This is a genomic window from Trichocoleus desertorum ATA4-8-CV12 (assembly GCA_019358975.1).
In the GTDB taxonomy this organism is placed as follows: Bacteria; Cyanobacteriota; Cyanobacteriia; order FACHB-46; family FACHB-46; genus Trichocoleus; species Trichocoleus desertorum_A.
Window position 1 is genome coordinate 59,309 of sequence record JAHHIL010000015.1, and the last position, 12,658, is coordinate 71,966.

At 47.6% G+C, this 12,658-nt stretch carries 11 protein-coding genes, 1 tRNA gene and 1 pseudogene; 7 read left to right on the plus strand and 6 right to left on the minus strand.

The window, feature by feature from the left end:
• The first annotated feature begins 13 nt into the window (after positions 1 to 13).
• The 7 genes and pseudogenes from KME12_13240 (at position 14) to KME12_13270 (ending at position 6,956) form a co-directional block, all read left to right on the plus strand.
• The gene (locus KME12_13240; GenBank protein ID MBW4488746.1) at positions 14 to 817 is read left to right on the plus strand and encodes a hypothetical protein; all 804 of its coding nucleotides are present in this window, start codon (positions 14 to 16) and stop codon (positions 815 to 817) included.
• A gap of 227 nt (positions 818 to 1,044) precedes the next feature.
• Positions 1,045 to 1,704: pseudogene (locus tag KME12_13245) on the plus strand (DNA phosphorothioation system restriction enzyme).
• 174 nt (positions 1,705 to 1,878) lie between these two features.
• Positions 1,879 to 3,321: a DNA phosphorothioation system restriction enzyme gene (locus KME12_13250; GenBank protein MBW4488747.1), complete on the plus strand. Its 1,443-nt coding sequence runs from the start codon at positions 1,879 to 1,881 to the stop codon at positions 3,319 to 3,321.
• Positions 3,322 to 3,557: 236 nt separating this feature from the next.
• Positions 3,558 to 3,770, plus strand: coding sequence for a hypothetical protein (locus tag KME12_13255; protein MBW4488748.1), 213 nt, complete (start codon positions 3,558 to 3,560; stop codon positions 3,768 to 3,770).
• A complete protein-coding gene (locus tag KME12_13260) occupies positions 3,767 to 5,842 on the plus strand; it encodes an AAA family ATPase (protein MBW4488749.1) in 2,076 nt (691 codons plus the stop codon). The genes KME12_13255 and KME12_13260 overlap by 4 nt, the downstream gene beginning before the upstream one ends.
• Positions 5,835 to 6,482 carry a Uma2 family endonuclease gene (locus tag KME12_13265; protein ID MBW4488750.1) on the plus strand — a complete coding sequence of 216 codons (648 nt, stop codon included), beginning with the start codon at positions 5,835 to 5,837 and terminating at the stop codon, positions 6,480 to 6,482. The genes KME12_13260 and KME12_13265 overlap by 8 nt, the downstream gene beginning before the upstream one ends.
• 24 nt (positions 6,483 to 6,506) lie before the next feature.
• The gene (locus KME12_13270; protein ID MBW4488751.1) at positions 6,507 to 6,956 is read left to right on the plus strand and encodes a DNA phosphorothioation-associated protein 4; all 450 of its coding nucleotides are present in this window, start codon (positions 6,507 to 6,509) and stop codon (positions 6,954 to 6,956) included.
• 140 nt (positions 6,957 to 7,096) lie between these two features.
• Here KME12_13270 and KME12_13275 read toward each other — a convergent pair whose 3' ends face one another.
• From KME12_13275 to KME12_13300, 6 genes are all read right to left on the minus strand, one after another.
• Entirely contained in the window at positions 7,097 to 8,356 is a 1,260-nt protein-coding gene (locus tag KME12_13275; GenBank protein ID MBW4488752.1) for an SWF/SNF helicase family protein, read from the minus strand.
• A 77-nt stretch (positions 8,357 to 8,433) separates the two neighbouring features.
• Positions 8,434 to 9,846: a DEAD/DEAH box helicase family protein gene (locus KME12_13280; protein ID MBW4488753.1), complete on the minus strand. Its 1,413-nt coding sequence runs from the start codon at positions 9,844 to 9,846 to the stop codon at positions 8,434 to 8,436.
• A 450-nt stretch (positions 9,847 to 10,296) separates the two neighbouring features.
• A tRNA-Phe gene (locus KME12_13285) sits at positions 10,297 to 10,369 on the minus strand.
• A 99-nt stretch (positions 10,370 to 10,468) separates the two neighbouring features.
• Complete coding sequence (locus KME12_13290; GenBank protein ID MBW4488754.1) at positions 10,469 to 10,945, minus strand: PPC domain-containing protein; 477 nt, start codon at positions 10,943 to 10,945, stop codon at positions 10,469 to 10,471.
• 65 nt (positions 10,946 to 11,010) lie between these two features.
• Positions 11,011 to 11,796: an ABC transporter ATP-binding protein gene (locus KME12_13295; GenBank protein MBW4488755.1), complete on the minus strand. Its 786-nt coding sequence runs from the start codon at positions 11,794 to 11,796 to the stop codon at positions 11,011 to 11,013.
• Positions 11,793 to 12,602, minus strand: a complete 810-nt coding sequence (locus KME12_13300; GenBank protein ID MBW4488756.1) for an ABC transporter ATP-binding protein — start codon at positions 12,600 to 12,602, stop codon at positions 11,793 to 11,795. Before KME12_13300 ends, KME12_13295 begins: the two co-directional genes overlap by 4 nt.
• Positions 12,603 to 12,658 lie beyond the last annotated feature (56 nt).

The window sequence follows — 12,658 nt, forward strand, 5'->3', positions numbered from 1 at the left end:
TGATGAGGTTTTTATGACTTCCTGCTTCCCACTGCAATCGCAAGCTCATCGTGACTCGTTCGCTACAAGACTCTCGACTCTGGCTCGTTGGGGCAGGGTGGCTTGGGGAGGGATGGCGATCGCCACACTGGGGACGATGGTATCGCTGAGTTTCGCGGGTACTGCCACCGCAGCGACTCCTGCCTCTCTAGCGGATTCTCCCGCCGCTCAGAAACTCAACAAAATGTTCTCCCCCAAAATTCAGCAGGTGCTCAATGCTTGTAGTCAGCAAGGGAGCGTCAATTTGAGTGCGGGGGCTGACCAAGATGGCTCGGTCATCTGCGCCGATGGAGCCCGGAACTCGGCAGTTCGATTTAATGATTACGTCAGCACTGTGTCCGATTTTCTTTCAGCGAGTTTCTTGGTGGGAGTTCGGGCGGCGCTCAATTCTTATCCGGGGGCGCAAATGGATATGGTGACTAGCTATTTGGCAACGGCAGATGGCAAAGCGTCTCTGCAAGAAGCGCTGACAAACGCCATTACTACCAGCGGTCTGGTACCCCCAAACTCTCAGAAGTCGGTAACTTTGTTAGTCGATCGGGTGATGCAGCGATCGCTACCTATTCTACAAAGCACAGGCAAATTCAATAACTTGTTTGGCAGCACCGAACAATATCGCCAAGTAGCAGATAAGTTCTGTAAACCCCCTGGCTTGACTATAGAACAAGCGAAAGGCTTAGTTCCGCAACTAGATACTGTGCAAATTTATGCGATTTGTGTGCAGGAATCTGGCTTGTCTGACGAAGTGCAAAAGGAGATCCAGCAGCCAGTTAAGTAGAAGCAAGATTCCAGATCAAGAGGACGATCGGACGGTGGGCTCCGGTGTCACTGGGGTTTCAGGTGCGATCGCCTCTAGATCAGCTTGGACAATTGGTTAAAGATCCGATCGCGGTGTGATCAAGTTGTTGCGATCGCGCCCATTGCTACTAACACCACAGCCTGATGAAACCGGACTCACTCGAAAAGCGATTACGCTGAAAAAGCGGCCTTATTGAGTTAGCCCTAGTGAGTCTAAAAGATCTAAAACTCCACCATCAATATCGTAGCGATCGCCATAATTTGCTGCAAGATTTCTACATCCCTTGTCTCCAGCAGGCGATTACTTACGATCGCGCGGTGGGCTTTTTCTCCAGCACTTCTTTAACTTTAGCGGCTCAAGGATTGACGGCTTTTATCAGCTCTAGCGGCAAAATGCGGCTAATTGCTTCGCCTCAGTTGTCAGTTGAAGATGTCGCAGCGATCGCCCAGGGCTTGAAGCAACGAGAAGAAGTGATTGTTGAGGTGGTGAATCGTGAGCTAGAGCAGGAATTTGATCAGATTGCTCAAGATCGGCTCGCCTGCCTAGCTTGGCTCCTCAGCCAAGAGATTTTAGAGATTAAATTGGCTGTTTATCGAGATCTACGCAATCAAGGGGTTTATCACGAAAAGCTGGGTATCTTTAGGGATACAGCAGGATACGTGGTAGCCTTCAGCGGTTCCGCCAACGAAAGTGAAAGCGCCTACCAGCGAAACTTTGAGTGCCTCGATGTATTTCACTCTTGGCGATCGGGAGATGAGGAACGAATTACCGAGAAGCTAGAAAACTTTGAGCAGCTTTGGCAGAACCAAACGCCAGAGTTGGATGTGATTGATTTCCCAGCAGCAGCCAAACGAGGGCTGTTGAAGCACTGTCCTAAGCAATTTCCCAGGGAGGGGTTAGAAAAGGAGACAGGAGCCAGAAGTCAGGAGTCAGCAGGGAGGGATGGGAAGTGCAGGGAGATCAGAGATAAGCGGCGAAAGGTAGAGGCACAAGGGATCTCGCCCAATAGAAGCCAAGAGCCAAAAGGAAAATATGAACCGTTGGGAGCTAAGCGACAAAAACGAGAGGACAATCCAACTTCTGAATCCTGGCTCCTGACTCCTCACTCCTTACTCCTATCTCCTACCTCAGTTCCAAGTCTCCCTCCCTGGCTCACATTACGCCCCTATCAACAACAAGCCATTGATAACTGGTTTGCCAATCAGGGACGAGGCACGCTGAAGATGGCAACTGGCAGCGGCAAAACCATTACCGCACTAGCGATCGCAGCCGCACTTTTCCAGAAGATTGGACTCCAAGGATTACTGATTGTTTGTCCCTACCGTCATCTAGTGACTCAATGGGCCAGAGAAGCCCAGAAGTTTGGCCTTGACCCTATTTTGGCGTTTGAAAATGTTCGGAGCTGGCAGGGACAATTATCCACCCAACTTTATAATGTCCGTTCTAGCCATCAACCGTTTCTGACAGTGATTACCACGAATGCCACCCTGATTAGTCAGAGTTTTCAATCTCAGTTGCTCTACTTTCCTGACAAGACCCTGATTATCGGAGACGAAGCCCATAATCTAGGATCTCCTCAGCTAGAAAAGCGCTTGCCACGAAACATTGGGCTACGGCTGGCTCTATCCGCCACCCCAGAGCGTTATTTCGATGACGAAGGCACGCGATCGCTGCTGAACTATTTTGGTCCTGTTTTGGAGCCAGAGTTTACCTTAGCCGATGCGATGCGGGTAGGAGCCTTGGTGCGGTACTACTACCATCCAATTTTGATTGAACTCACAGATGTAGAAACTAAGCGCTATGCCGAGTTGACTGCCAAAATTGCCAGAGTCTTGTCCTTAGAAGATGACGAAACGGATGCTGCGGTAGCGGCGTTATCCATGCAACGGGCCAAACTGATTGGCAATGCCGCGAATAAATTAGTAGCTTTGCGATCGCTGATGTCATCTCGTCTCCAGACCAGTCATACCCTGTTTTACTGCGGGGATGGTTCGGTGGAAGATGAGCGGACGGCTGATAGCAATCGCCAACTCAACGCCGTGGTCAAACTTCTTGGCTCAGAATTAGGCTATCGGGTCACTACTTACACTGCTGAAACTTCCCTCGACAAGCGCGAAGATCTACGGCAACAGTTTGAATTGGGAGAGTTACAAGGCTTGGTGGCGATTCGCTGCCTAGATGAGGGGGTGGACATTCCCGCCATAGAAACTGCTGTCATGCTGGCAAGTAGCAGCAATCCTCGACAATTTATTCAGCGCCGAGGCCGAGTACTGCGACCCCATCCGAACAAGCAACGCGCCACGTTATTCGACATGATTGTATTACCACCTGACTTGGGGCGAAACACGTTTGAGGTAGAGCGTAATCTGTTACGGAAGGAATTGAAGCGGTTTTTAGAATTTGCCGACCTAGCCGACAATGCCGCAGAGGCCAGAGTGAAGTTGTTAGCACTGCAAAGTCAATACGGGCTATTAGATGTTTAGTCTTACCCCCTACCAACACGAATGCCTGACGACTGAAGTCGCGGCTACAAGAACAAAGACCGCCTTCGCGGTCTCATTGTTGAAAAGGTGATTTTAGCCTGCGTAGGCAGGCTTGGTTCCAGTAGCCCCAAGCTTTAGCTTGCGGCATTTTAACGATTCATGCAGGAGGTTAAGGTAGCCACCGTAATGACGCTCAGGTATTCGCATTACAATGACTTAATAAAAAGGGTTGATTAGTGGGATCTGCCCTTACCAGTTCCCGCGATCGCTCACCCATGTCCCCAGCCTTCAGCATGAATGAAGTTCAGAAGCCCATCACCACTGCTCCTAAAGAAGTTCAGCAAATCATTCAAAAAGTTCTAGAACTGGAAAAAGACAGACTCGATAAAAACGATCGCGGTCATGTCAACGAAGATATTGTAAAAATCATCAAGGAAGCGGTGCAATGAAGCTGACGGCGCTGAGACTCTGCAACTTTCGCCAGTTTTATGGACAGACTCCAGAAATTTTGCTGGCTAGGGCAGACGATCGCAACGTCACGATGATTCATGGCAACAATGGCTCTGGAAAAACAGGATTGCTCAATGCTTTTACCTGGGTGCTGTTTGAACGATTTACCGCCGCCTTTGCCTCACCAGAGCAGTTGGTGAATCAGCGGGCGATCGCAGAGGCCAAATCGGGCGATCGCGTGGAATGCTGGGTAGAAATTGCCTTTGAGCATGATGGGAAACGCTATCGAGTTAAGCGGCAAATTAATGCTGACAAGCGCAAAGCTGGAGTGGAAACCAGCAAAAGTGAGCTGTTCTTATTGGTGGCTGGAGATGACGGGCGTTGGTCGTCACTGCCTGCATCGCAACAACCAGAGGATGTAATTAGCCGCATCTTGCCAAAGAGCCTGCACCAATATTTCTTCTTTGATGGCGAGCGGATTGAGCAAATTGTCCGCTCCAACAACCGAGCTGAAATTGCTGAGGCTACGAAAAAGCTGTTAGGCGTAGAAGTCCTCGATCGCGCTATTAAGCACCTGAATAATGCCCGAAAAACTCTGGAGCAAGAACTGGAGAGTATTGGCGATGCAGAAACAAAAAGCTTGCTAGGGCAAAAGCGGCAAAGATCACAAGAAATTGAGCAGCTAGAAACTCGGCAAGCGGAGATTGAGCAGGAGTTAATTTACCAGGCGCAACTGAAGCAGGAATACAGCCAACGCTTGCGAGAACTGAGTGAGGTCGCCCAACTCCAACGCCAGCGAGATACTTTAGCCGCTCAACAGCAGGAAATTCGCGATCGCCTGCAACAAAGCAAAGCCCAACTGAAGCGATCGCTTTCGACTCAAGGCTACACCGTGTTTCTCTCCGACGTAACCGCCCAGTTGCGATCGTTGGTGAAGGAACGAGAAGGCCGAGGCGAACTTCCGGCAGACATCAAGCAAAAATTTGTGCAGGACTTGCTAGACCGTCAGCGCTGTATCTGCGGTACTGAACTCCATGCAGGAACTGCTGCCTGTGCCGAGGTGAAGACTTGGTTAGACCGCGCCGGATTAGCTGATGTGGAAGCGGCAGTCTACCGAATTGAGGCGCAGGCGGATGAAATTGACAAGCAGGCCGTCCGATTCTGGGAGGAAACGGATCACGAGCAGGCCAACATCAACAAATTGAAGATAGCGCTCTCCAATATTGAGGAGCAACTAGAGGAAATTCGGGAACAGCTCAGCAAGAATCCCAGTGAGGACATCCGACAGCTGCAAGGCCAGCTAGATAAGACAGAGCGACGGACTGAAAGCCTGAATGTGGAAAAGGGCACGACCCAACAACAGATTAAAGACCGCAAAACCGAAGTCGATCGCCTTGCCAAACAAATCAAGGAGCGGAAGCTGAATGAGGGCAAGCAAAAACTCGCCCAACGCCGCATCACCACCACCCAAGATGCGAGCGATCGCCTAATGCAAGTGAAGCTGAACCAAGACACACTCTTTCGCCAACAGCTCCAGCAACGGCTAGAAGAGATTTTTGGCCAGATATCTTTTAAGGCGCAGGTGCCTCGGCTCAGCGATAAATACGAACTCAACCTAGTAGAAACGATTGCGGGTCAAGAGGTGCCTGTCGCGGCTTCTACCGGAGAAAACCAAATCCTCAGCTTGTCGTTTATTGGCAGCATTATCGATCGGGTACGGCAGTGGAGTAAGTCTGGTTTGGTGATGGGGCCAGACAGCAGCACCTTTCCACTAGTAATGGATTCACCGTTCGGCAGCTTGGATGAGATTTACCGCCGCCAAGTCGCCAAACTGATTCCAGAACTCGCGAATCAACTGGTGGTCTTGGTGACAAAAACTCAGTGGCGAGGAGAAGTGGCTGACGAGATGCAGCCCCGCATTGGTCGGGAGTATGTTCTGGTCTACAACTCACCCAAGCCAGACTGTGAGCTAGATGCGATCCGCTTGGGTAGTGAAACTTACCCACTGGTCAGACAAAGCCCCAATGAGTTTGAATACACTGAGATTTTGGAGGTCAATCACAGTGGTTAGCACATCACCCACCCCCAAAAATTTGATTACAGATGCTTGGGTAAAAGCGAGTTGGGAAGAATTCTTGGCGCTAGCAGACAGCCCAGAGTCCGAGAAAGCCAGATTCTATTTTGACAATGGTTTCATGAGGGTTGAAACGATGCCTGTTGGCTCTGGACATGGTCGGGATAATACCTTACTTTCCCAAGTCGTTAGCCTCTACGGAACGCTCAAAAATATTCGGATTGTCGGTTTTACCAATGGTAGCTTCCGCAAAACTGGGGTGAGAGAATGTCAACCCGATATAGCATTCTACATCGGTGCTGATTTCCAAATTCCGCCGAAAAGTTCTGAACCCGTTGATGTGGATCAGTTTGGTGCGCCTGCCTTAGTTGTAGAAGTTGCCTCAACCACGCTCAATGATGATTTGGGCCGCAAGCGATTGCTCTATGAGCGGTTGGGTGTGCAGGAATATTGGGTGGTAGATGTGAAGGCTGGAGAGGCGATCGCGTTTGCAGTTGCAGATGGCGGGAGTAAGCAAATTCAAGCATCACAGGTTTTACCTGGGTTGGCGATCGCAGTGGTTGAGGAAGCATTACAGCGCAGCCAAACGGCAGATGATGGCGAGATCAATCGCTGGTTGTTGCAGACATTTAGTTGAGTGATTTGTTGCTGGGAGAGGACGGTGGCTTTAGCTAGAGTTCAAATTTCTGAAGACAAGGCAGAACTGGTGAAAGCGCTGAGAGCGTCAGACGATACCACAGGCCCGTTTCAGACTTATGCGGATGTACTCACGTTTGCGGCAGCGCTAGGATTTAAGCGAAACAGGCGATCGCCGTTGGGTAAATTCTCCCGAAAAGATCCTGACGCAGTTCTGCAAGAGCAATTCAAAAACGGTTCAATCATTCATTTAATCGCCATTATTGAAACTCAAGACCCAAAAGTTCTCACCAATACTGATGAGTGCGACCTGGCAAGGGTGCAAATCTTTCAAGAATATGTGAATGGTGGTCTGGAGATTCTACAATCAGAATTAAATGGCGTTGTAGATTACTCAGAACAAATTTTATTGATGCTCAATCTTGCTAAGGAGCAACCAGAGACAAAAGAGTTTGATTTAACTAAGTTTCTTTAAGTAGCAATTGATCGGTATAGGACTGGCACAAGCTAGAAAAATTAGCAGAGCTTGATCTTTCAATCTATGGCTGATAGGCAAAATGGAAGGATAGGAATTGTGATACTTGATCTAACCAAAACAGATAGCAAAATCCATCGCTAAGTAGAATACAATTTGTTCAGTTTTAGCCAAGTCTCAAGTTCAGCGTGCATTTTTTCTGGCATCAGATAAGCTGTGCATACTTTGAAAACGTCATCTAAGTTAAACTTTTGCTGATTGCACCAAGCTCTCACACATAAGTTGCTAAAGCGTTCGATGCTGTCTATATCAATGATCTTATTGTCACTAACGATCGCAGAATCGCTGTTTGGTTCGCATTGTAGCCAAGCAAGTAATTGATTGCGGGATATCTTATGTAAAAATTTTGTTTGTGGTTCATAGATAGCCCAGTAAAACTCATTGTTGTACTTCAGAAGTACATAGATTAGAACTGTCTTTCCTGAATAGGTTTTAGCACTAACGATATCATCAGGAATTTTACGAGCGCGATTGCGATGTTCGTGCAGTTTAGATGTGTGCTGATAATAGGGGGAAACCTTTTCATCCAATAACGCCTCCAAATCAAGCTTGCCTGATCGAATCTTTACCCCGGATGAGCTTTTATATAAATTAATCACCTCTTCTTTTTCGTCAATTGAAAGAATAGGGAGTTCAAGGATTCTCTGTGACTGTTCATGCCGACTCATCAAAATCTTGATTCGCTTTGAACCACTTAAGATGTGCAAGAGTTTTTCTGGCAGAATTGGAACAAAAGTATATACGGTCACAGTGCGCGGTTTAATCCAGGGTCTCAAGACTCGACCTGCTCGCTGGATGGGATCAATAGGTGTATAAGCTAAGTCGTAGTTGATAACAATCGGGGCATCTTGAAGATTAACTCCAATTCCGTGAGCATCAGTTGAAATAAAAATGTCATATGTTTCATTGGATGGTTCTTTAACCTTATTTGCAACAGGAGCAAATATACGAATTGCTTGTAAGACTTTTGGCTGCTTTTTAGGCACATACTGCTCACCTATCTTCTCGATTGTGCCAAAGACCCTGAGCTTAGGAAACAGTTCAGCGATCGCTTCCACTAAATAGGCAACTGTCGCGTGACGTTCGCAAAAGATAATAACCTTAGTGCGACTAGGACGAAGCTTTTTTAGAAGAGTACATAAGGATAATAATTTTGGATCATCGGTGAACCTCATTCCTTTAACTTGCTCAAGAATAGGTGACAATTTCTCTCTTCGCTGGGCTTGAGGCATCTCAAACTCAAATTTATATGAGTTCTTTGAATTCCCAGGTGTATCAATTACCTTTTGAAGAGGACCACACAGCGCCCAAGGAGAGCTAGTCCAGCCTATTTCTGCCAACCTCTCTGCGTTTCTCCGAAGTAAAGGGGTTTGAACAGTAAAGCAACCAGTTTCAAATGCTTGAATAATTTCTGTATTTAGAATAAGGGAAAGTTAATACAGGACAAAATAACGTTCGGAATGTAGCGCGTGTCTTGACCAAAGTCTATAGATATTGCAGTTTTAGTGCGCTGTCCATACTCTTTAGCAACATAAGGAGTCGTTAATTGGGACACTACCTCTAGATTCACAAATTCATCAATATCTGTAACCTGCCAAGCAAAAGCTCTATTCTTCTTCCTTGGTGTTTCAATTTCTGCCCTGTGGGGTAAGAGACAGAGTTGGTCATTAAGATTTTGAATGTTTGTAGAGTAAGGTGATCCAGTCAACAATAGTACTTTGCAATCACTTACTCTAATTCGAGGTACCAATCTCCTAAAGGCAAATCGCCCAAACCCTTCTGAATCATCTTCATCATCATGACTATTTCTAAAAACATGGCATTCATCAATAATAATTAGCCATTTATTGTTGATCTGGTCTTGAATTTCAAAAAAATCATCAAGTTCTCGATCATACTTTGGGTCTTCCTTGTCCAAGGTATGATAACCAATGTACTCAGAATGAAGCCCTGCGCTGCGAAATTCATATTTCCATTGATGCTTAACTAATTTGGGAACAATGATCAGAATATTTTTGATTTCACCTTTTCTGTGCATCTGAAGCGCAACATGAGTGGCGACAATTGTTTTACCAAGACCAGTTGATGCTACTAACATGGCACCACCATACTCTCTAATCTTGCTCAAGGATTCAGCTATCATGTCTCGTTGATAAGCTGTAGGTGGAGTATAATCCTTATCAAAATCAATGGCTTCAAGAGCAAGCAGAGTTTTAAGATATACGTCCCAAGGTGAAGCAAGCCTTAACCAGCGTTCCAAAGCATCAAGTAATTCTTGGGTTAAATCGGTTGCCTCAGAAAAATACCTATCAAATTCCTCTACTAATTGTGTAACGTTACTTTCTTCAACGATAGATGACCCTGCTTCAATCTGCCGGGTTAAACCGTTAAGCGTTAGGTTCGCCGACGTTACAATTGCAGTCCTACAATCAACTAAGTAAATCTTGGCATGATGTCTTTTAGCACGGGCATCAACAATCCGAAATCGTCGTGCTCGAATTCGATCAACTAATGCTCTTACTGTTTGACGACGATTCAAATCTGTTCCTTGCGGCAAGGATTTCAATATTCCTGTTCTCAAGTCTTGCATTATTTCATCAACAATTACCCTTTGTGCATCTCTCATGTCACTTCTCTTGTTTTTATCATTAATCCCAACCAGTAAATCTATTTGAATATCCGTTGTCAGATTTCGGATTAGATTCCATCCTTCGATCGTGAAATATCCAGACGCGATGCGGATCTTCCTCTGCCCTAGCGGAAAGTAAGTTTGAATCTGTTGGTAGACAGTTTCAGGTGCAAACCAAACTTTTAGCAAAGACTCATCCATGACTTTGCTCCGGCTTTAATAAAGATGAGCAAGAGATTAATACATTTGAACTATTTTGTCAATTGTCTGAACTACACTATAACTAACGCTACAAATCTGGATTTCAGCACCCAGAAGGATGCCACGCCCTACCCAGGTGAAATGTCTGCACTGTAGCCAGCTTTCAGTCGCCCAGGCTCAACAACTTCACGGTGAGTCGGGTGATGATTGCTGGACCCCTCAACGCTGTCATCGAAGGTGATCGCACTATCACCATCGGATTGAAGGCGTTAGTTGAAACAGAACAGGCTGACACTAACGCCACTTAGGAGAAGATAAAGTCAACGACAAGAATTTGTTAAAAGTGGTCTCGCTTCCTCTGACGACATCAATCTGATAAAACCGACAGAGAACTCGTTATAACGACAACATTGTGTTAACGATGACAGATAAACTATTAATGTACATAAATGCCAGGAACCGGACTTGAACCGGTGACACGAGGATTTTCAGTCCTCTGCTCTACCAACTGAGCTATCCCGGCGAGGGGTGCTGCGTTTTCGGCGCTTTATTAAATTAACAAATCTATCTAACTCTGGCAAGAGGTAAAGCAAAAAAATTTTGTCTGAGCTTTCTTAGGGGTTTAAGGAGCGGCTAAGCGAGTCACTTGGAGCTGAAAGGAACCGCCCGTGGTTTGCCCAAAGTTTTGCACTCGGATTGTATAGCGATCGCTCTGCGGAATCGTCAGGGTAAGGGCAGCGTTAGTCGTGCCATCTTCGCCGTCATCATTCTCAGCGATCGTGGAGCCATCTGGGGCAATCACAGCCACCATTGGGTCAAAGGCTGTTGAAGTCACGGTGATTGTAATCTGGTCTCCAGCATTGCAGGTGACAACGTAATCCCTGGCAAAACCGCCTTGCCCTGTAGGAATATCCCGGTTAGAGAGCTGCTCGGAGATTGAGCGACCAAACTGTAAGAAAGGTGGTTTGTAGAGCTGACTACGAGCCTCAGCCGCAACAGGAACGAGATTGCAGGCAAGGAGTAGCGAGGCTAGGGACAGGATGAACTGAGGTAGGAATGTAGTGGGACGATTCAACACAGAGAAGTCTAGCGATCGCATGAGACGTATTGAGACATGGAAATTGAGACATGGAACCAGAGGGCAGAGAAGCAACAGCCATCGAATTAACCCAAGTAAGCTTGCTTGACTCGATCGTCTTGCAATAGGTCTTTAGCGGGTCCAGTCAGGGTGATTTGGCCTGCTTCTAATACATAACCGCGATCGGCAGCTTGGAGGGCGAGGTGGGCGTTTTGCTCCACCAGCAGAATCGTAACTCCGGTAGTGCGTAGATTCTCGATGATGGTGAAAATTTCCCGCACGATCGCCGGGGCTAAGCCTAAACTCGGCTCGTCTAATAGCAACAACTTGGGGCGACTCATCAAAGCCCGAGCGATCGCCAGCATTTGTTGCTCACCTCCGCTGAGAGTGCCTGCCAATTGATGCCGCCGTTCGGCCAAGCGCGGAAAGAGTTGAAACTGCTGCTCTATGTCTTGCTTGACTTGGGCCATATTGGAGCGCACATAAGCCCCCAGCTCTAAATTGTCGAGGACGGTTTGCTTGGCTAAAACTCGGCGACCTTCGGGACAGTGGGCCATTCCCAAAGCCACGACTTCATGAGCTTTGCGGCGGGTAATGTCGCGTCCAGCATAGACAATTTGGCCGTGGTGAGGATTCAAGATGCGAGAGATGGTGCGGAGTGTGGTAGTTTTGCCAGCCCCGTTAGCGCCAATCAGCGTCACCACTTCGCCGAGGTTCACAACCAGATTGACTTCTTGCAAAGCTTGAATACCGCCATAGTTGACGCTCAAACCGCGTATTTCTAGGAGCGGTAGGGCTGTGGAAGTCTTGCTGGCTTGAGGTTCCAGTAGCTCCTTCACTGGCTCATGGGTTGGCTCATGGGCTGTGCTCATGCTTCGACTCCTAGATAAGCTTCAATCACGGCTGGGTCAGACTTCACTGCGGCGGGCTGACCGAGCGCAATCAGTTTGCCAAAGTTCAGCACCGCAATGCGATCGCACAATCCCATCACCAGAGGCACATGATGCTCGATTAGCAGCACTGTTAAGTTAAATTGGGCGCGAATGTCTCGGATGAATTCACTCAATTGTTGTTTTTCGTTGTGGTTCATCCCTGCCGCAGGTTCATCGAGCAGGAGGACTTGGGGTTCTAGGGCCAAGGCCCGGGCAATTTCGAGGCGGCGTTGGTCTCCATAGGGGAAGTTACAAGCTTTTTCAGTGGCGCGATCGCTCAATCCTACCAGTTTGAGCAGTTCTAAGGCTTTTGCCTGACTTTGCCGTTCTTCTTGGGGAGCGGGAGCTAGGCCAAAGACCCCCGTAAACAGGCCGCTTTTGGTATGAATGTGTTGCGCGATCATCACGTTTTCTAGCGCTGACAACTCAGCAAACAGGCGGATATTCTGGAAGGTTCGAGCAATTCCCTTTGCTGCAATGCGATGCGGTCGCTGCCGAGAGATATCTGCACCTTGATACAGCAGTTGGCCGCTGGAGGGAGGAATGAGTCCGGTGATCAGGTTGAATAGGGTCGTTTTTCCCGCACCGTTAGGCCCAATTAAGCCAAAGATCTCCCCCGGATGGACGGTAAAAGAAACCGCATCCACTGCACAGAGCCCCCCAAAGCGACGAGTTAGTGCTTTAGCTTCCAAGAGAGGCTGGTGAGGAGCAGTAGAGCTACTTTCAAGGACAGGTGATTCGGTCATTGGTGCAGAGCCAACATTGAAAAAACTAGCCATAGACGCCACTGTAAATCATTTAC